This window comes from Limnohabitans sp. (assembly GCF_017848645.1).
Taxonomy (GTDB): domain Bacteria; phylum Pseudomonadota; class Gammaproteobacteria; order Burkholderiales; family Burkholderiaceae_C; genus Limnohabitans_A.
In genome coordinates, this window is sequence record NZ_JAFEIF010000006.1 from 41,210 (window position 1) to 61,070 (window position 19,861).

At 63.5% G+C, this 19,861-nt stretch carries 17 protein-coding genes; 2 read left to right on the plus strand and 15 right to left on the minus strand.

Going from position 1 to position 19,861, the window contains the following annotated elements; genetic code table 11:
* Positions 1-5: 5 nt before the first annotated feature.
* The 15 genes from QZ190_RS01910 to bchF are packed head-to-tail and all read right to left on the minus strand — an operon-like array spanning position 6 to position 17,273.
* Complete coding sequence (locus QZ190_RS01910) at positions 6-449, minus strand: BLUF domain-containing protein (protein ID WP_291912895.1); 444 nt, start codon at positions 447-449, stop codon at positions 6-8.
* A complete protein-coding gene (locus QZ190_RS01915) occupies positions 446-1,540 on the minus strand; it encodes a phytoene/squalene synthase family protein (RefSeq protein WP_291912897.1) in 1,095 nt (364 codons plus the stop codon). Before QZ190_RS01915 ends, QZ190_RS01910 begins: the two co-directional genes overlap by 4 nt.
* Entirely contained in the window at positions 1,527-3,098 is a 1,572-nt protein-coding gene (locus QZ190_RS01920; protein ID WP_291912899.1) for a phytoene desaturase, read from the minus strand. The genes QZ190_RS01915 and QZ190_RS01920 overlap by 14 nt, the downstream gene beginning before the upstream one ends.
* A gap of 9 nt (positions 3,099-3,107) precedes the next feature.
* A complete protein-coding gene (puhE, locus tag QZ190_RS01925) occupies positions 3,108-3,893 on the minus strand; it encodes a putative photosynthetic complex assembly protein PuhE (RefSeq protein ID WP_291912900.1) in 786 nt (261 codons plus the stop codon).
* Positions 3,887-4,969 (minus strand): magnesium-protoporphyrin IX monomethyl ester (oxidative) cyclase, encoded by a 1,083-nt coding sequence (acsF, locus tag QZ190_RS01930; protein ID WP_291912902.1) that lies wholly within the window; start codon positions 4,967-4,969, stop codon positions 3,887-3,889. The genes puhE and acsF overlap by 7 nt, the downstream gene beginning before the upstream one ends.
* A gap of 29 nt (positions 4,970-4,998) precedes the next feature.
* The gene (gene puhC / locus QZ190_RS01935; protein WP_291912904.1) at positions 4,999-5,481 is read right to left on the minus strand and encodes a photosynthetic complex assembly protein PuhC; all 483 of its coding nucleotides are present in this window, start codon (positions 5,479-5,481) and stop codon (positions 4,999-5,001) included.
* Positions 5,478-6,131 (minus strand): photosynthetic complex putative assembly protein PuhB, encoded by a 654-nt coding sequence (gene puhB, locus QZ190_RS01940; RefSeq protein ID WP_291912906.1) that lies wholly within the window; start codon positions 6,129-6,131, stop codon positions 5,478-5,480. Before puhB ends, puhC begins: the two co-directional genes overlap by 4 nt.
* Entirely contained in the window at positions 6,128-6,892 is a 765-nt protein-coding gene (puhA, locus tag QZ190_RS01945; RefSeq protein ID WP_291912908.1) for a photosynthetic reaction center subunit H, read from the minus strand. Before puhA ends, puhB begins: the two co-directional genes overlap by 4 nt.
* A gap of 27 nt (positions 6,893-6,919) precedes the next feature.
* On the minus strand, positions 6,920-8,377 hold the full coding sequence (locus QZ190_RS01950) for a BCD family MFS transporter (protein WP_291912910.1): 1,458 nt from the start codon (positions 8,375-8,377) through the stop codon (positions 6,920-6,922).
* Positions 8,374-9,081: a magnesium protoporphyrin IX methyltransferase gene (gene bchM, locus QZ190_RS01955; protein ID WP_291912912.1), complete on the minus strand. Its 708-nt coding sequence runs from the start codon at positions 9,079-9,081 to the stop codon at positions 8,374-8,376. Before bchM ends, QZ190_RS01950 begins: the two co-directional genes overlap by 4 nt.
* Positions 9,082-9,114: 33 nt before the next feature.
* Positions 9,115-10,026 carry a ferredoxin:protochlorophyllide reductase (ATP-dependent) iron-sulfur ATP-binding protein gene (gene bchL, locus QZ190_RS01960; protein WP_019429120.1) on the minus strand — a complete coding sequence of 304 codons (912 nt, stop codon included), beginning with the start codon at positions 10,024-10,026 and terminating at the stop codon, positions 9,115-9,117.
* Positions 10,023-13,853 carry a magnesium chelatase subunit H gene (locus tag QZ190_RS01965; RefSeq protein WP_291912916.1) on the minus strand — a complete coding sequence of 1,277 codons (3,831 nt, stop codon included), beginning with the start codon at positions 13,851-13,853 and terminating at the stop codon, positions 10,023-10,025. Before QZ190_RS01965 ends, bchL begins: the two co-directional genes overlap by 4 nt.
* Positions 13,828-15,477 carry a ferredoxin:protochlorophyllide reductase (ATP-dependent) subunit B gene (gene bchB, locus QZ190_RS01970; RefSeq protein ID WP_291912919.1) on the minus strand — a complete coding sequence of 550 codons (1,650 nt, stop codon included), beginning with the start codon at positions 15,475-15,477 and terminating at the stop codon, positions 13,828-13,830. The genes QZ190_RS01965 and bchB overlap by 26 nt, the downstream gene beginning before the upstream one ends.
* Positions 15,478-15,492: 15 nt before the next feature.
* A complete protein-coding gene (locus tag QZ190_RS01975; RefSeq protein ID WP_291912921.1) occupies positions 15,493-16,773 on the minus strand; it encodes a ferredoxin:protochlorophyllide reductase (ATP-dependent) subunit N in 1,281 nt (426 codons plus the stop codon).
* Positions 16,770-17,273: a 2-vinyl bacteriochlorophyllide hydratase gene (gene bchF, locus QZ190_RS01980; RefSeq protein WP_291912923.1), complete on the minus strand. Its 504-nt coding sequence runs from the start codon at positions 17,271-17,273 to the stop codon at positions 16,770-16,772. Before bchF ends, QZ190_RS01975 begins: the two co-directional genes overlap by 4 nt.
* A 250-nt stretch (positions 17,274-17,523) precedes the next feature.
* Here bchF and QZ190_RS01985 point away from each other — a divergent pair, with 250 nt between their 5' ends.
* Positions 17,524-18,330, plus strand: coding sequence for a B12-binding domain-containing protein (locus QZ190_RS01985; protein ID WP_291912924.1), 807 nt, complete (start codon positions 17,524-17,526; stop codon positions 18,328-18,330).
* Positions 18,331-18,461: 131 nt separating this feature from the next.
* Positions 18,462-19,850 (plus strand): transcriptional regulator PpsR, encoded by a 1,389-nt coding sequence (gene ppsR, locus QZ190_RS01990; protein WP_291912926.1) that lies wholly within the window; start codon positions 18,462-18,464, stop codon positions 19,848-19,850.
* The last annotated feature ends 11 nt before the right edge of the window (positions 19,851-19,861 follow it).

Below are 19,861 nucleotides of genomic sequence, written 5' to 3' on the forward strand. Positions count from 1 at the left end.
GCGACTCAAGCCGCAGGCATCCGAATGGGCTGCCCCGATTCCAGCAAATCCAGCACCTGCTGCATGACTTGCGGGCCGGAGGCCGAATAAGGGTCGAAGTCGGGGTGGTGCAGTTTGACCATGGGGTCGTCCACCGACAGGTGCACCAGCGCCATGGACCATTGGCCAAAGCGGCGTTCGTGAATTTCTTCGTAGTGCAAGATCTCCACGTCCTGGTGTCGTGTGTCGGCACTGATGCGGCGGTACAGCGCGTTGACCTTGCTGCGCTCGCCTTCGATCACCTGAAAGAAAAAGCCTTGACCTTGGCACAGCACACCCGTGATGCCTTGCGCGGCGTTGTGGGCTTGGGCTTGAGCCAAGATGGTGGTGGTCATCGTGGTGGTTTGTGGGCCGACGGCGCGGCTCACGTACAGCAGGCGCACATTGATGCTGTGGCTGGGCACCCTCATGGGTTTTGACGCAGTGCGTTGCGGTCCAGGCGCTCGGTTTCGCGGCGCTCGAACAAGTTCAGCATCCAGGCCACGCGTTGGGGCATGGCCCGGTTCGGAAAGTACGCTTTGTTGCCGGTTTGCTGAGCGGCGTCGCGGCAGCCTTGCACCAGGCCCACGATGGCGGCCAGCGGCGCGGGGCTGTGGTCGGCCACGCGGATCCAGTGCACCTGGGTCCAAGCGCTGGCCAGCAGCATGAGCTTGCGCGTGGTGCTCACCACCGTGCGTTTGTTGACCGAGTCCAGGCCTTCGCGGCGCAGTTGGTGGCCGATTTCGGCGTAGATCATGCTGGCCGCGCAAATGGCGGCGCGGCAGTCGGGCGGCAGGGCGGCAATGCCCGAATGCGCTTGTTTGTACAGGCGGTCGGCTTCGTCGAGCAAGCGCGCCACCACACTGGCGATGGCTGGTGAGAAGGTGGGCTCGGCCATCCAGGCTTCGGGCTGAACACCGGCTTCCACCAGCCAGCGGCGCGGCAGGTACAGGCGGCCGATGCTGGCGTCGTGCCCCACGTCGCGGGCGATGTTGGTGAGCTGCATGGCCACGCCCAACTCGCAGGCACGGGCCAGCGTGTCCATGCTTTGTGGGCCCATGATCCAACTCATCATCGCGCCCACACTGCCTGCTACGCGGGCGCCATAGGCGTGCAGGTCTTCGATGCTGTCGTAGCATCGGCCCCCAGAGTCCCAGGCAAAGCCTTCGATGAGGGCGTCGAGCAAATGGCGCGGCAGTTTGTACTGCTGCACCACCAGGCTCAGCGCGTGGTCTTCCACATGGTCGTGTGGGGTGCCCGCATAGATGGCGTCCAAGCGCTCTTGGAGCACATCGAGTGGGGTGTCGCCCGCAGCGGCTTCGTCCACCAGGTCGTCGGCCACGCGGCAAAAGGCATAGAGCGCGATGGCTGCCGTGCGCACGCGGGGTGGCAGCAGGCGGCTGGCCGCAAAAAAGGTTTTGGAGCCGCCCTGCATCATGGCCACGCAGGCCTGCAGGTCTTGCGAGTCGAAGTCGAGTTCTTGCAAACTCACGGCGTTGGGGGTGCGTTCAGACGTTGACATGGGGGACCACCGATTCCAAAGCTTTGGCCGACATGAGCACACCCGGCACGCCCGCGCCAGGGTGCGTGCTGGCACCGACCACAAACAGGCCCGGCACATCCTCGCTGCGGTTGTGCGGACGGAACCACGCGCTTTGCAGCAGCAGCGGCTCCAGGCCAAAGCCTGCGCCTTTGTACGACCACAAGTTGTCCTGAAAATCCTGCGGTGTGCTGACCTTGCTGGTCACGATGCAGTCGCGCAGACCGGGCAACACGCTGGCTTCCAGGCTCTCGGCAATCGCGGCGCGGTAGGTCTCAGCAAACGCAGGCCAGTCTGTGCCGCTGTCCATGTGCGGCACGGGCGAGAGCACATAAAAGGTGTCACAGCCTTCGGGCGCCAAAGAGGGGTCGGTGGCGGTGGGGCGGTGCAGATACAGGCTGAAGTCCTCGGCGAGTTTGTGCTTGTTGAAGATGTCTTGCAGCAGACCTTTGTAGCGCGGGCCCAGCACCATCATGTGGTGCGGCACGTCAGGGTATTGTTTGGAGGTGCCGAAATACCAGACAAACAAGCCCATGGAGTACTTGCCGTTGGCGATCTTGCGGTCGGTCCACACGCGGCGGTGCTCTGGGGCCACCAGGTTTTTGTAGGTCCAGGCGGTGTCGCCGTTGCTCACCACGATGTCGGCGGGCACGAACTCGCCGCTTTGCAGTTCGACGCCACAGGCACGGCCGTTTTCGATGCGAATTTGTGTGACGGGTGCGTTGCAGCGCAGCGGCACGCCGCGTTCTTCCAGCAGGCTGACCAAGCCTTTGACAATCGCCCCGGTGCCGCCCATGGCCGAGTGCACGCCCCAGGTGCGCTCCAGCGAGTTGATGAGGGCGTAGGCGCAGGTCACGGCAAAGGGGTTGCCGCCGATCAGAAGCGGGTGAAAGCTCATCACGATGCGCAGCTTGTCGTTGCGCATGTGTTTGGCCACCAGGCTGTAGAGGCTGCGCCAGGCGCCCATGCGCAAGAAGTCGGGGATGGCGGCCATCAGGTCGCTGACCTTGTCAAAGGCCATGTCGCCCATGCCTTCAAAACCCAGGGTTTTGCAGCGTTCGGCTTCTTCCAAAAAGCGTTCGTAACCGGGCAGGTCATCGGGTTCAAAACGGGCCACTTCGGCGCGCATGTGCTCGGGGTCGCCGTTGTAGTCGAACCAAGTGCCGTCTGCAAAACGCACGCGGTAAAACGGGTCCATGGCCACCAGCTTCACGTCGCCCGCAAAGCTTTTGCCACACAGCGCCCACAGCTCTTCGAGCAAAAAGGGCGCGGTGATGATGGTGGGGCCCGCATCAAACGTGAAACCGTCCTGGTGGTGCACATAGGCGCGGCCGCCGGGGGCGTCGAGTTTTTCAAAGACCTTGACCTCGTAGCCTTTGACGCTCAGCCGAATCGCTGCGGCCAGTCCGCCAAAACCGCTGCCAATGACCACCGCCACCGGGCGCTGGCGAAGCTTGGACGGGGTGCCCAGCTCTGGGCCTTGCGGCGAGACGGGAATGCCGAAACCTTCAGAGCGGTAAGCGTGTGTGATCGTGTTCATGGTGGGCCTTCAAGGGGGTGTGGTCAAAGCCGGTTTGGTGGTCTGGCCCATGGCCCAACCCCACAGCCGCTCCAGTGGCCAAGGAAAAATCATGATGATGTGTTCAACGATCGCGAGGCCCAGCAAAGTGGCCAGCATGACCCAGCCGGTGGTGATGGCCACCGCGCCTTGTTGCGCCAGCCAAACCAACCAGAACCAGGTGCCCATGGCCACGCCCATCGACAGCACGAACCACAGCGACATGCCGCTGGTGGTTCGGAAATAACTGGCGAGGTATTTGAGGTGATCGGGCAGGTATTGCGCGCCGTTTTGTGGCACGCCAAAAAACAAATTCAGTTTGGCCGACAGGCGCATGCACCACAGCAGCGCAAAGGTGCAAATGGCCACATGGCTGGGCTGACTCTCTTGCATCCACCACAGCACGGCGAAGTTGGCCAGCAAGGCCAGCTCGTGGTAGAGCATGACCTGCACCGATTGCACAAAACGCGGCCATCCCTTGGTTCCGGGGTCCAATGGGATTTTTCGCGGGCCGGTGATCCAGCCGGTCAAAAAGGCCAGCTCGTGCCAGCCCCACATGACGATCACGCTGCCAAAGGCGAGGTAGGCGTTGAACACGCTGACCTCTTGCATGCTGTGGGCCACGCCCCAAAAACTCAAAGCCAAAAGCACCGTCCAGCCGGCCAGACTGAAACGGAAGCTGCGCGCAGGCAGCCGGTCGAGCCACAAAATCACGCCCGTGCCGAGCCACCAGCACAGTGCCGTGAAAACGCAGGCCCAAACGACTTCAGTCACCATGCCGGTTCCATGCGCACCTGGGGCGACAGGTCTTGGGCAATCACGGGCATGAAGTACAGACGCGCAAAGGTGGCAGCGGCTTTGACAGCGCACACGCCTTGCTGCAATTTACCCACCACGCCGCCGCGGGCCTTGGCTTTGGCCATGGCTTGCGACAGTGCAAACAGGCGCTCCAGACCCCGGCGGAAGTCGGGGTTGTCGGTGTCAAGCGCGAGCGGGAAGACCTGCTTGGTGATCTCGGTGGTGATGCGGAACACCTGGTAGTCGTACTCACTCGAATCCAGGCCCATGGCTTCGTGCAGCATGGGGCGGGTGTGGTCGCGCACGTACATGGTGGCGTACACGGCCAGCAAGAAAAAGCGAATCCAGAGCTTGTTGCCGCCACTGAGCAACTTGGGGTTGGCGCGCATGATCAGCGCAAACGATTCGCCATGGCGAAACTCGTCGTTGCACCACAGCTCGAACCAGCGAAAGATGGGGTGAAAGCGTTTTTCGGGATGCTTTTCGAGCTGACGGAAGATGGTGATGTAGCGGGCGTAGCCGATCTTCTCGGACAAGTAGGTCGCGTAGTAAATGTATTTGGGCTTGAAGAAGGTGTACTTCTTCGTGCGCTTCAAGTTGCCCAGGTCGATGCCTAAGTTGAAGTCGCGCAGCGACAGGTTGATGAAGCCTGCGTGGCGCGATTCGTCGCGCGCCAAGTAGGTCATGAGCTGCTTGATGTCGGGGTTGGTGACGTTCTTGCGGATCTCGTTGTAGAGCACACAGCCGGAAAACTCCGACGTGAGGGAGCTGACCAAAAAGTCCATGAACTCCTGGCGCATCTCGGGCGACAGGCTGGCCATGCCGGCCGCCACTTCGCCCGCAAATGCCTCGTCGCGCTGGAAGTGGTCGTGGTTGTTGTCGCCCTCGTACTCGGCCATCATCCTGTCCCACTCGGCGCGCACGGGTTCGACGCTGATGCGGTCCATGGCGGCGAAGTCGGTGGTGTAAAAACGCGGGCTGATCATGTCGTCGTGCACGGCCTTTTTGTTGGCGTCTTCAGCGGTTTTGATGGTGTGGACAACGGTGGCGGTCATGGGGTTCTCCGGTGCAGAAAAATTCAAGGTCAGGGGGCTGTTGGGCCGGCCAGTCTCAGACTGGCAAACACCGCCGCATTGCTGGGTCCAAAAGACTCCAGGTCAATGCGCTGGCCGGTGCTGGGGTCTTGCAGGGTCAGTCGGCCGTCGGTGCGGCCGATCAACAAAAAGGGGGCTTCTTTGCCCAGGCTTTCGCGCTGGCGTTCACGGGCCAATGCGCGCAAGGTGCTGCGCAAAAAGCCTTGCTCGCCAGAAAACAGGGCCACTTGCTGGCCGGTGCGGTGGTCCACCACGGCGATGTCGCCACTGGGCAGGTCGCGAAACTGCAGGTCGCGCTGCCACTGCACGGCAGCGTCGGGTGTCCGTGGATCCAGGCCCGACCAGCGGGCCAGGCCCACGGCCACCAGCATGGCCAGCAGCATCACGCCGATCCAGGCCATAGGCCGGTTCAGGCCCTGGGCCTGCGGCGTTTTGCGGCTGGGCTGCCAGTCGTGTTGGGGCAGGGTGTTCATGCCAGCATGCCGTGCTTGGGTGTGTGCGGCTGATGGACTGGAACGTCTCCCAAGTGCAGGCTTTGGCCCGCACGTTCGGCACGCCACAGGTTCAGCAGTTGCTCACCGACTTGTTGGCTGTCCGGCACGCAGCGCAAAGTGGGCTGCGGTTGGGTCACATGCCAAGCGCGCTGGTGCGGCCACAGGTGGGCCCAGCCGATGCGGTCTTCGGGGTGCAAGGCCAGCGCGATGTCGCCTGTGCCCGCGCCTTGGGTCTTGAGTGATGCACCCGCGATGCGTTTGAAGGGCAGGTTGAAGGTCAGCGTGAGCACGATGCCGATGCGCATGACCACACGCTTGTTGGTGAGGGTGTAGAGCGTGCTGCGCGCCGACATCCAGGCCGTGCCCAAGAGGAGGGCCAGGGCCAGGGCGTAGAGGCTGGCGGCCACGACCAGAGGTTTCCAATCCACCCGACCTTCAGGCGCCGTGAGGTTGATGGCCTGCACTGCGAGCATGAGCGCGAAGTACAGCGCGATCTTGCGCACATGAAACGCGTGGATGGCCAGGCGTTTCCAGTCGGGTGCGCCCTGCCAGACCACGCGCTCGCCCGGGGGCAGGGCGCTGGGCAGGCCTGGGGCGGCTTCCCACTCGTGTTCGTGGGTGGCTTTCATATGATGGGTTCCTGACGCTCAGGGGTGGCGTACAAGGTGCCCGCGCCGTAGTAGGCGGTGATTTTTTCTTCTTCGAGCAAGGTGATCTGCTCGTTCGATTTGGTTTGCGGCACATTCACAAACTGGTGGCCCAAAATGGCCTGCACATGGGTGCCGTCTTTTTTGATGCGCGCAAAGGTCATGGGCAGCAGCACGCGCTTGTCCGAGTTCGCCAGTTGCACTTCGGCGTAACGGAACATCATCTCCATGCGGTCAACCCAAAGGTCCACCACGGTGCCCGCCACCACCTTGTCAGCGCCCCAAACCGGCAAGCCACGCGGGTCCACGTCCTGTTTGGCCACCGAGTGGTCAGCAGCGACGCGCAGGGGCACGATTTTGGGGTGACCGTGTGGGTCTGCATCGGGAATGTCGGCGCGCATGGCCCAGGCGCCAGGGCCCACGCCTGCCAGCAGGGGGTCGCCCACGGGCTCCAGCGGTGCGCCGTTCCAGCCGTGGGTGGGCTGCGCACTGTACTCACCATCGGGTCGTGCCAAATCGGGCGACAAGTAAGTGTGGCCGTCTTGTGTCTTGAACGTCTTGGGCTCGGGCACGGGTGGCCAGCCTTCGATCTTGGGGCCGTTTTCGCGGCCCGAATCCATGGGGTAGCCCTCGCGGTGGTTTTCACGCAAGAGGTAATAAATCAGACCCGCGAAGAATGCCCAAAACATGTACAAGACGATTTGGGCCACATCGATGTACTGGGTGATTGCGCCTGTTTCCATGGCTGTCTCCTTCAAAAAATCGGTGCATCAGCCCGGCAGTTGCGCCAGGCCAAAGGGTTGGGGGGTGCTGGTTTTTTGGACCTCTGACCGTGCGGCCAAACGGCTCGCGCGCAACATCGGGCCCAGGGCCACCAGCACAACAAACAACAAATACATTTCCAGGTGGTAAACGAAGCTGTAGGCGGTGATGGGGGTGACCAGCACCTCGCCCAAAGCGCCCGACATGGCCAGCACCGACACGCTGTCGCGCAAAGCCCCGCCCAGTGCCATGGCCGCACCCGCGCTGGTGGCTTGCACCGCCCCCCAGGTGCCGATGACCAGACCGCCCAGGTGGCCCAGGGGGCTGCCGTCCGCCGCCATGCCCATGGCCGTGACCAGCATGCCCACCGAAAACAAACCGCCGCTGAAACCGATCAGGCCCACGCCGATGCGGAACATCCAGGCCGCTTCGAGCGGGCCCGAAAAAATCACCATGGCAAAAGCGGGCAAGCCCAGCAGCACACCCAGACTGGCCAGGCGGCAGGCGTGCATGCCGCCTGACAACCAGCGGGCTGACACGAGGAAAGCCAACAAAGCGCCACCGGCACTCAAAGCCGTGAGGGCGCTGGTGGCGCCCACGTCAAGCTTCAGGATCTCGGCCGCATAAGGCTCGAGCACGATGTCTTGCATGTTGAAGGCGAAAGTGCCCAGCGCCAGGGTCCACAAAAAGCGGCGCATTTGCGGCTGGGCGATCAGGTCCTTCCAGCTGCTGGCAAAGCCACCGGCTTCGCGGCGGCCACGCTTGGTGCCTCGCGCCTCTTGTTTCCACAACGAGGCCAAGTTCATCACCGCCACCATGACGGCGCAGCCTTGCACCAGCTGGATGAGTTTTTGCGGACTGAAGTCACTGAGGATCAGGCCGAACACCGCGCTGCTGGCGATCATGCCCACCAGCAGCATGCTGTAGAGCAAGGCCACCACGCGGGGGCGTTTGTCGTCTGTGGCCAAGTCGTGCGCCAGCGCCATGCCTGCAGTTTGTGTGACCTGGATGCCCGCGCCCACCAGCACAAAGGCCAGGCATGCGCCCAGCTGGCCTACCCACAGGTTGGCGGCCTCGGGCTCGGACAGCAGCAACAAGGCAAACGGCATGATGGACAGGCCGCCAAACAGCAGCAAGGTGCCGGTCCACATATAGGGAATGCGGCGCAGGCCCAGCGCCGAAGGGTGCGTGTCGCTGCGGTAACCGATCAAGGTGCGCAGCGGCGCAAAAACCATGGGGATGGCGACTGCCAAGGCGACCCACCAGGCTGGCACTTGCAGCTCCACGATCATGACCCGGTTGAGCGTGCCCACCAAGAGCGCTGTCACCATGCCGATCACCACCTGGAACAGCGACAGGCGCAGCAAGCGCGCCATCGGCAGCTCAGGCGAGGCCGCGTCGGCAAACGGCATGAAGCGCGTGCCGTAGGCCGTGAACCAGCGGGGCATGGGGACACGCAGTTTCATGAGCGGGTCCACTCCCAGGCTTGTGAGGTGTAGAAGCCGCTGGCCACGCGCTGCATGCGCGCGCCTTGCCAGCCCTGCAAATCCAGGCGGTTTTGCATGCGCTGCAGCAAATCAGCGTGCGCCACGGGTGACAAAGACGGTGAGCGGTCGCTGCGCGGAAACAGGCGGCCCGCGCTGTGCATCAGGGCCAAGAGGGGTGTGCGCGGCGCAAACGTGAAGGCCATGGAGCCGCGGGTGCGCTGGGCCAAACCGGCCAGCGCTTCGGCGATTTGGTCGCTGTCGTAGTGGATCAGCGAGTCCATGCACACCACATGGTCGAAGTGGCCCAAGTCGGGGCTGAGCATGTCGCCTGACATGAATTCCACCGAGCCGGGCATCGTCGGGTGTTCGGCCGCCATGCGTTCGGCAGCCAGCTTGACCAAGGTGGGTGACAAATCAATTGCCACCACTTCGGCCCCGCGCAGGGCTGCCTGCAGGGCCAGCGCGCCGGTACCGCAACCGGCGTCCAGCACGCGCAGGCCGCGCAGGTCTTGAGGCAGCCACGACAGCAGGGTTTCGCGCATGGTGTCTCGTCCGGCTCGCACCGTGGCGCGGATGCGGCCCACCGGCTCGTTCGAGGTCAGGCGGGCCCAGGCATCGGCCGCCGTGCGGTCAAAGTAGTGCTCGATCTGGCTGCGGCGTTGTTCGTAGGCGGTGGTATTCATGGCGTGCTTTCTGTGCGAGTTTTGGCGTGCGGATCAGTCAAAACCCAGCAGGTCAAAAATGTCGCGGTCTTTCATCGGGATGGACGGCAGCGGGTCGGCCCCCAGCCATAGCGCAGCGGCCAGGCGCATGTACTCGTCTTGCACGGCCTTGACGGCGGGTGTGGGTTCCAGCTCAAACAGGGTGCACTTTTGCAAACGGCTCTTGCGGATCTCGTCAAGCATGGGGAAGTGCGCCATGGTTTTCAGGCCCGTGACCGCGTTGTATTTGTCGATCTGGTCGGTCGCGTCGCTGCGGTTGGCGATCACGCCGCCCAAACGCACGTTGTAGTTCTTGGCCTTGGCACCAATCGCCTGCACGATGCGGTTCATCGCAAAGATCGAGTCAAAGTCGTTGGCCGTGACGATGAGCGCACGGTCGGCGTGTTGCAGCGGGGCAGCAAAACCGCCGCACACCACGTCGCCCAGCACATCAAAAATCACCACGTCGGTGTCCTCAAGCAGGTGGTGTTCTTTCAGCAGTTTCACAGTCTGGCCGACCACGTAACCGCCGCAGCCGGTGCCCGCGGGCGGGCCACCGGCTTCGACGCACATCACGCCGTTGTATCCTTTGAAGACGAAGTCATCGAGGCGCAGCTCTTCGGCATGAAAGTCCACGGTTTCGAGCGCGTCGATCACGGTAGGCATGAGTTTTTTGGTCAGGGTGAAGGTGGAGTCGTGCTTGGGGTCACAGCCGATTTGCAGCACGCGCTTGCCCAACTTGCTGAAGGCCACCGACAGGTTGGAAGACGTGGTGCTCTTGCCAATGCCGCCCTTGCCGTAAACCGCAAACACCTTGGCGGTGCCGATCTTGACGGTGGGGTCCATCTGGAACTGCACACTGCCCTCGCCGTCTGCGCCGCGTACCCTCTGGATGCTGTTCACCGGGATGCTGGTGGTTTCGATCATGCTGGGAGTCCTTCGTGTATGCCTTCAAGGCGGTCTTCAAGTTCTTCGCCGGCACGCAGCAGAGCTGACATGGTTTCGGCGTCGGGTTGCCAATACTGACGGCGCGTGGCCTCCAGCAGGCGGTTGGCCACTTTGGCCGATGCGGTGGGGTTGAGCTGGGCCATGCGTTCGCGCATGGCAGGGTCCAGCACAAAGGTCTGGGCCAGTTGCTGGTAGACCCAGGGCTGCACTTGCCCTGTGGTGGCCGACCAGCCCATGGTGTTGGTGAGGTGGGCTTCGATCTGGCGAACGCCTTCGTAGCCGTGTTGCAACATGCTTTCGTGCCACTTGGGGTTGAGCATGCGGCTGCGGGTTTCCAAGGCCACTTGTTCGGTCAGGCTGCGCACCACGCCCTCGCCCTGGGTCTGGTCGCCAATGAACACAGGCGGGGCTTCGGCGGCGTTGCCGTCGCGCTGGTGCTTGGCCTGCAGCACGGCGCGGCTGATGCCGCCCAAGGTGTCGAAGTAGGTGTCGATGCTGGTCACGCCCAGCTCCACCGAGTCGAGGTTTTGGTAGGTGAGCGACACACTGGCCAGCGCGCTTTGCAGCACGGTGGTGTTGCGCACCGGGCGGCCTTCTCGGCCGTAGGCAAAGCCTTTGCGCTGGGTGAAGGCGTCGCCGAGTTCGTTTTCGTTTTCCCAGCAGCTGCTGTCGATCAGGTGGTTCACATTGGCGCCATACGCGCCTTCGGTGTTGCCAAACACGCGCAGCGCCGCGCACTCCATGTTGCTGCCTTCGTGCTCGGCCAGGTAGGCCAGGGCATGCTGGCGCACAAAGTTTTGATCGAGTGGTTCGTCGGCGCTGGCCGCCAAAAATGCGGCTTCGGCCAGCAAGCGGATTTGCATGGGCAGCAGGTCGCGGAAGATGCCCGACAAGGTGATGACCACGTCGATGCGCGGGCGGCCCAGTTCTGCCAAAGGAATCAGCTGCGCGCCAGCCAATCTGCCGTAGCTGTCAAAGCGCGGGGCGGCGCCCATCAAGGCCAGGGCTTGCGCCATGGGGCTGCCTTCGGTCTTGAGGTTGTCGGTGCCCCACAGCACCATGGCCACGGTCTCGGGCAGGGCCTGGTGGTCTTGCTGGTAACGGGCCAGGAGCTTGTCGGCCTGGCGCATGCCATCGCGCACGGCAAAGGCAGACGGCATGCGGAAGGGGTCGAGGCCGTGCAGGTTGCGCCCGGTGGGCAGCACATTGGCGTTGCGGATCAGGTCGCCGCCGGGGGCGGGTTGCAGGTAGCGGCCGTCGAGGGCGCGCATCAGGCCTTGCATTTCGTGGTCTTCGCCCAGCAGGCGGTTGCTGCGCACCAGTTGGCGCAGCGTCTCGGCCTGGGCTTTGTCGCCAGCGGGCAGGTCGGTGCTGAACTGATTGGACAGTTGTGCCTCACTCGCACCGTCGACCAAGGCCTCCATCAAGCTGGCGTTTTGAGCGCCGGTCAAGCCCATGGCGTCGGCCATGACTTTGAGGGTGCCCAAGCGCTGCTCGCGGGTGGGGGCTTGGCCCATGACGTGCAGGCCTTCGGGGATCAGGGCGTATTCGAGTTCCAGCAACTGGTTCTGCAGCTGCTCGATCCAGGCGGTAGGGTCGCTGTCTTGTGTGGTGGGCACGGCCAGGTCGATGCTCTGCGCTTGCTCACGGATCAGCGTGGTCAGGCTGTCGCGGTCTTGCGCTTGGTCCGGGCCCATTTGCTGCCAGCGCTCGATGGATTGCTGCAGGCTGACCAGTTCTTTGTACAGGCCCGAATGCGTGAGCGAGGGGGTGAGGTAGCTCACCAGCGTGGCCGCGCCCCGGCGTTTGGCCAATGCACCTTCGGACGGGTTGTTGGCGGCATACAGGTAGACGTTGGGCAGCGCACCGATCAGGCGGTCGGGCCAGCACTGGGCCGACAGACCGGTTTGTTTGCCGGGCATGAATTCGAGCGCGCCGTGCGTGCCAAAGTGCAGCACCGCGTCGGCGGCGTAGTCGTCGCGCAGGTAGCGGTAGAAGGCGCTGAAAGCGTGGGTGGGGGCGCAGCCGGTTTCAAACAGCAGGCGCATCGGGTCGCCTTCGTAGCCAAAGCCCGGTTGCACCGTGACCACCACCTGGCCAAAGTCTGCGCCCAGCACAAAGATCGACTGGCCGTTGGTCAGGTGCTTGCCGGGGGCTGGGCCCCACTGCGCTTCGATCTCGTTCAGCCAGCGTTCGTTTTTCACATGGTGGCTGGTGTCGATCGCGTGCAGCACATTGGCCTGCGTGCCGTACTGGCTGGCGTTGCCGTGCAACAGGCGGTTGCGCAAGTCGTCCACGCTGTCCGGCAAGGTCACTTGGTAGCCCTCAAGCGCCAAGCGCTGCAAGGTGTTGAACAGCGACTGGAACACCGAGAGGTAAGCGGCCGTGCCCACGCTGCCCGCGTTGGGTGGGAAGTTGAACAGCACGATGGCCAGCTTGCGGTCGGCACGTGGCTTGTCGCGCAGGCGCACCAGGCGCTCGACGCGGGCGGTGAGCATTTCGGTGCGCTCGCTGCAGGTGAACATGTCCTGGCTGCGCGGGCCGCTGGGGAAGGTGCAGCGCTTGTCGCAGCCGTGGCAGGTTTGACCGGCGGGGCCAGGGCGGCCACCGTAGACCATGGGCAAGATCGAGCCGTCGAGTTCGGGGATGGCCACCATGATGGTGTTTTCCACCGGCAGCAGGCCACGGGTGGAGTCGCCCCATTGCTCGATCGATTGGAATTCGAGCGGGTGGGCGGCGATGTAGGGCACATCGAGTTCGCTCAGGGCCACTTCGGCGGCGCTGGCATCGTTGTAGGCCGGGCCGCCGACCAGCGAGAAGCCGGTGAGCGAGACCAAGGATTGGATTTTGGAGCCCGTGCCTTGCTTGAAGAAGCGGTCCATGGCCGGGCGGGCATCGAGCCCGCTGGCAAAGGCGGGGATGACGTGCAGACCACGCGCTTGCAGTGAATGGATGACCGCGTCGTAATGCGCGGTGTTGCCGGCCAGCAAATACGAGCGCAAGAGCAGCAAGCCCACGGCGGGCTGGTCTTTGCGGCCGTGGCCGGGCAGGTCGCTCAGCTGTTCGCTGATGCGGTTTTTCATCTGCGGGTGGTACAGGCCCACCTCGGGGTATTCGATGGGGTCTTCGGGTTGGGCCAAGGCACGCAGCGGCTCGCGTGGGCCTTGGGCGTAGCGGTGCACCAGGGTTTTGACCAGGTGCTCAATGTTGTGCTCGGAACCCGCCAGCCAGTAGCGCATGGTCAAGAAGAAAAGGCGCAGGTCTTGCGCGGTGCCGGGGATGAAGCGCAGCAGCTTGGGCAAGCGGCGCAGCATGGCCATTTGTTTGGCCCCGGCGCTCGAAGGCGCGCCGGTCTCAGAACCGGTGTCTTTGTTCTTGGCGCTGGGGCGCAGCTTTTTGAGCAAGGCCATCAGGCCACTCGATTCGCGGCCCATGACCAGCTTGCCCATGCGGGTGAGTTGGGTGACTTGTGGGGCCGACATGATGCAGACCATGGCGTCGCAATGCTCGCGGCGCGCCTGCAAGGCGTCGAGCACCGGCAGGAAATGGTCTTCCATGAAGAGCATGGTGACGATGACCAGATCGGCCTGCGCCACAGCGGCCAGGCATGCGGCCAGGGCTTTGTCGCTGTCGCGCCAGGCCGAGGCGCTGTGGGTTTGCAAGTGCAGGCCGGGCAGGTCGCGGGCCAGGCGTTCGGCCGCGCTCTCGGCGGCGCTGGCCAAGTGGCTGTCCATGGTCAACAGCACCACGCTCATGCGAGGTGTGTTGGATGAGGCCTGTTTACCGGCTGAAGTGGGCTTTGGCATCGTAGAGCGTCTCCACGGTGATGGTCGCCACGCCCTGGTCTTGGGCAAATCGCTCGGTGTTGCGGCGCGCTTTGCCCCGCACAAAGAACGGGATCTTGCCCAGCTCCTTTTCGGCTTCGGGGCTCCAGGTGGCCTGGTTCGAGGCGGCTTGGGCGGGGACAGCGACCTTTTGAACGCTGTCGGTGGTCAGGGTGTTGGTGGGTGCGGGTGCCGTTGGTAAAGCAACTGCTGCAACGGGTGTTGCGACGGGTGCACTGACCGGCGCAGCGACAATTGGAGCCACGTTCTCCGCCGCAGGCCGCGTGCTGCCCAGATGCGAGGGCGCGGCACCGGCGTGGAACTCGAAGTCTTCGCGGAACATGCCGATCAGGTGTTCTTCCAGGCCCATCATCAGCGGGTGCACCCAGGTGTCGAATAGCACGTTCGCGCCTTCAAAACCCATTTGCGGCGCGTAGCGGGCCGGGAAGTCCTGCACGTGCACCGGGGCTGAAATCACCGCGCAGGGGATGCCCTGGCGCTTGGCGATGTGGCGCTCCATTTGGGTGCCCAAGATCAGCTCGGGTTGCAGCGCGTTGATCTGGGTTTCGACTTCGAGGTAGTCGTCGGTGATCAGGGCTTCGACGCCGTAGCGTTTGGCACAGTCGCGCACTTCGCGGGCAAATTCGCGGCTGTAAGTGCCCAGGCCCACCACCTCAAAGCCCATCTCTTGGCTGGCGATACGGGCGGCGGCCACCACGTGGGTGGCGTCGCCAAAAATGTAGACGCGCTTGCCGGTCAGGTAGGTCGAGTCGACCGACTTGGCGTACCAGTGGGCGTGCGCGTTGCTGGGGTCTTGTGCGGGCTGGGGCAGGCCGGTCAGCGAGCAGACTTCGGCGATGAAGTCGCGCGTGGCGTGGCTGCCCAGGGGCACGGTCTTGGTGTAAGGCTGGTCGAACTGGCGCTGCAACCACTGCGCAGCGGCCAGGCCAATTTCAGGGTAGAGCACCACGTTGAAGTCGGCCTCGGCCAGCTTTTGCACATCGGCCACGCTCGCGCTCAGGGGCGCGACCACGGCGACATCCACACCGAGTTGGTTGAGCAGTTGGGTGATTTCCTTGACGTCGTCGCGGTGGCGAAAACCCAGGGCGCTCGGGCCCAAGATGTTGCAGGTGGGGCGTGCTTTTGAGGGCTTTTCAGCGGCGGGCTTGTGCACCAAGTGGCGGCAAAGTTGGTAAAAGGTTTCGCTCGCGCCCCAGTTTTCCTTACGCTGGTAGGACGGCAGCTCCAGCGCCACCACGGGAATGGTCAGCTTCAGGGCTTGGGCCAAACCGCCGGGGTCGTCCTGAATCAGCTCGGCCGTGCAGGACGAACCCACCAACATGGCAGCCGGGTTGAAGCGCGCCATGGCTTGGCGGGCAGCGTCTTTGAAGAGTTCGGCCGTGTCGCCACCCAGATCACGCGCTTGGAAGGTGGTGTAAGTGACGGGCGGGCGGCGCGGCAGGCGCTCGATCATGGTGAACAGCAGGTCGGCGTAGGTGTCGCCTTGGGGGGCGTGCAGCACGTAGTGCACGTCCGTCATGGCGGTGGCCACGCGCATCGCGCCCACATGGGGCGGTCCTTCGTAAGTCCAGAGCGTCAGTTGCATGGGGTGTTCCTGCGCTTATGCCGCGAGCTTCAGGCGGCGTTTGAGGGGGCGGCTGAACAGTCCGGCCAAATCGGCCGCTTGTTCGTAGCCTTGAATAGGCGTGAAGACCAGTTCAATGGCCCACTTGGTGGTGATGCCTTGGGCTTCCAAGGGGTTGGCCAAACCGAGGCCGCAGACCACCAGATCGGGCGCATCGGCGATGCAGCGGTCGAGCTGCAGGTCCACGTCTTGGCCTTCGCTGATGCGGGTGCCTGCGGGCATGAGGGCCAGTTCTGCGGCCATGTGCTGGCGGTGCAAATAGGGCGTGCCCACTTCGACCAAATCCATGCCGAGTTCGCGGTGTACAAAACGCGCCAGCGGAATTTCGAGCTGCGAGTCTGGGAAGAAAAAGATGCGCTGGCCTTGCAGCATTTGGCGCTGCACGGCCAGGGCTTTTTCGGCGCGCTGGCGCGGGGCGGCTGTGGCTTGTTCAAACACTTCGGGGGCAACGCCAAACTCGGTGGCGGCCGCTTGCAGCCAGGCGGTGGTGCCTTCCACGCCGAGTGGAAAGGGTGCGGGTAAATGTTGCGCGCCGCGCGACTGCAGCGCCCGTGCGGTGTCGGCCAAGAAGGGCTGGGCCAACAAGTAGCGGGTGTTCGGGCCGACCACCGGCATGGCCTGGCTGTTGCGCGGCGGGAAGAAGCTGACCTGCAAACCCATGCGATCAAACAAGCTGCGCATCTGGTCTTCGACCACATCGGCCAGGGTGCCGACCACCATCAGGGCGGGGGCGGTGTCGGTGCTGGCGGGCAGGCCAGGCACCATGGCAGCCAGGCAAGCGTCTTCGCCTTGGGTGAAGGTGGTTTCGATGCCGCTGCCCGAGTAGTTGAGCACGCGAACCTTGGGGTGGTGGATCTGGTTTTGGCGCTCGGCGGCGCGTGACAGATCGAGCTTGATGACTTCCGACGGGCAAGAGCCCACCAAAAACAACAAGCGGATGTCTGGGCGGCGCGCCAGCAACTGGCCGACCACGCGGTCGAGTTCTTCGTGCACATCGGCCAAGCCGGCCAAGTCGCGTTCGTCGATGATGGCGGTGCCAAAACGGGGTTCGGCAAAGATCATCACACCTGCGGCCGACTGGATCAGGTGGGCGCAGGTGCGTGAGCCCACCACCAGAAAGAACGCGTCCTGGATCTTGCGGTGCAGCCAGATGATGCCGGTCAAGCCACAAAACACCTCGCGCTGGCCGCGTTCGACCAAGGGCACGACATCTGTACAGCCGGAGGTTTCGGCGCGGATGGGGATGACAGTGCTCATGTGCTGGCCTGTGCGCCCGTGTCGGGCAGTGTGTGGGTGGGTTTTTGCAGCCGCGCCATGCGCAGCTTGCGGATGTATTGCGCGGCGTTGATGGCGTAGCTGCCATAAGCGGCCAAGGCCAGCCACAGCAAGTCGTTGGCGCTCCAGGCGCCTTGCCACCAAGCCCAGACATAGGCGGTGTGCAAGGCCATCACCAGCATGCTGACCACGTCTTCCCAATAGAAGGCGGGGGCGAACAGGTATTGGCCGAACACCACTTTTTCCCAGATGGCACCCGTGACCATGATGGCGTAGAGCACCACGGTCTTGAGTACCACCGAGGCCAGGGCCCAGTCGGTGTGCTCGCCGGTGTGCAGGCTGTTGATCACCAAATACAGGCTGATGCCAAAAATCAGGAACTGCACCGGGGCCAAGATGCCTTGCACCAGCGTCCAAGCGGTCGCGTCACGCCGGGCGCGTTGCGCTGGCGTGTACAAAACCTGGGGGCTGGATGCGGGCATGGGGGACCTTGTGAGTGCGGGGGGCTTGGCTTTGAATGTAAGTCTGGACATACAGTGTGTCAACACAAATTGACATATATTTGTTTTGTCAGGGTTTACACTAGATACAGGACCTCAAAATCGAATCACACTAGGACCTGTGTTCTGTGGGGGCTTTCACCGGGTCTCACATCGCGCACTTCTTGCGACGAGCACTCCGACGCCCCGGAGCCTGCCGCTGGTGTATCCCTCCTGATGATCGGTGCTTGTCATGGCGCAATTCAATTTAGAAACCGCACAGTCCCCGCCCTTGGTCGAGGGTTCTCGGCATGCCTTGCCCGAAGCCTTGCGCCAAGGTGCGCCGGTTGGGCCACGCTTGGTCGGGGGCACCAGTTTCACTGGCAAATCGGCCATCGACCTGGCCCAAATCCAGATCCTGGCGCAAGCCTGTCTGCAGGGGCTGGACGCGGCACGGCAAGTGGTGTTTGGCTGGCAGCGCCAGGGCCAATCTTTGGAAGACATCTATATGCAAGGCATCACGCCTTGCGCCCGTTTGCTGGGTGACTGGTGGTGCGCCGACCGCCTCGATTTCGCCATGACCACCATCGCATCGGCCCACTTGCAGCAGCTGCTGCACGACTTCAGCAGCGAGTTCTTGCAGGAAACGCCCACGCAGCGCCAGCCCTGGAGCCTGCTCTTGTTGACCGAACCGGGGGCTCAGCACAGCATGGGTTTGTTCATGCTGAGCGAATTCTTCAAGCGCGCCGGCTGGCTCGTGACCGTGGGTGTGCCGCAGGATGTGACCGAGTTCAAACGCCTGTTCCAGTCGGACTGGTTTGACGCGGTGGGCATTTCGGTGAGCAGCGACCGCCACCTGGACACCCTGGCGGCTTTGCTGCCCAAGCTGCGCGAGGGCTCGGACAATCTGGGGCTTCACGTGTTTGTGGGCGGCCCCATGGCCTTTGTCGCGCCCGAACGCCTGCAGGGCCTGGCCGCCGAGGTGCTGGCCGAAGACGCGCCTGCCACCGTGGCGCGCATCACCCAAGCCATGCCGGGCGCAGCGGCTCGATCGCGCTGATATGGCCTGTTGTGTACGTTTCTTAACATTCAAACCGCAAGGCCATCCGTTTTTGCTGATATATCAGCCTATACTTGTATGACAAATTCAAGTGTCAACTTCCTGATGCTCAAACCCGTTTGGTTTACAACATGAAGCTCCCCTCTCTGGACCCCTCCACTTTTTCCCAATTGTTGGGTGTGGTGTCTGATGTCACCTTGGTCATGGACCCGCAGGGGGTGATCGAGGACGTGTCGACCGGGCGTGACACCCTGGCCGCTTTGGGCTGCCAGAGTTGGGTGGGCCGCCGCTGGATCGACACCGTGACCAGCGAAAGCCGCAGCAAGATCCAGGAAATGCTGTCCTCGCAAGGTGCCCCCGATGTGATGCGCTGGCGGCATGTGAACCACCTCTCGCCAGTGGGCACCGAGGTCGCTATTCAATATGTGGTGTTGCCCCTGGGCGGCGGCAAGCTGCTGGCCATGGGCCGTGATCTGGAAAGCCTGGCCGAGTTGCAGCGCCGCTTGGTCGAAACCCAGCAGTCCATGGAGCGCGACTATTTGCGCCTGCGCCACATCGAGGCCCGCTACCGCGTGCTGTTTGACACCTCCTCCGAGGCGGTTTTGATGGTGGACGCCAGCACCCAGCGCGTGCTGGAGGCCAATGTGGGCGCGCAGTCCTTGCTCAAAGACGCCGGCAAACGCCTGGTGGGCCGCGATGTGCGTGAATGTTTTGAAGGCGAAAGCCAAGGCGAAGTGCAGTCCTTGCTGCGCACGGCACTGGCCACGGGCCGCATCGAGATGTGCGCGGCCCGCGTGGCCGGCTTGCCCTCGGCCTGGACGGTGTCGGCCACGGTGTTCCGCCAGGAGGGCGGGGCGCAGTTTCTGGTGCGCCTGGTCACCCGCGAGGCGGCGACTGCGCCTTTGCACGATGTGGGTTCTTCAGCCGCTTTGAGCGAGGCCATGGAGCGCTTCCCGGATGGCTGGCTGTTGACCGATACCTCGGGCTTGATCAAAAGCGTGAACGAAGAGGGCATGGCTTTGCTGGGCCTGACGGCCTCGTCCCAAGTGGTGGGCCAAAGCCTGGAGCGCTGGCTCTTGCGCGGTGCGGTGGACTGGGGGGTGCTCAACACCAGCTTGCGCCAGCAATTGCCGGTGCGCAATTTCGCCACCGAAGTGCGTACCCTGTCGGGCATGACCTTGCCGGTCGAGGTGTCGGCCGTGTGCCTGGCGCGCCCCGAGCCGATGTACGCCTTTTTTGTGCGCGACATGGACCGCCGTTTGCAAGGCGGGGCCTCGGTGGCGCAAAGCCAGAGCAACCCGTTTGCCGACCTGTCGCAGTTGGTGGGGCGTCGCCCGATCAAGGACATTGTGGGCGAGACGGTGGACACCATCGAGCGCCTGTGCATCGAAGCGGCCCTGGAGCTGACCCACAACAACCGCGCCTCGGCGGCGGAAATGCTGGGTTTGTCGCGTCAGAGCCTGTACGTTAAGCTGCGCCGCTTTGGCATGGTGGCCGAGGCCGAAGCCGACGCGCCTTGAGGGCTGTCATG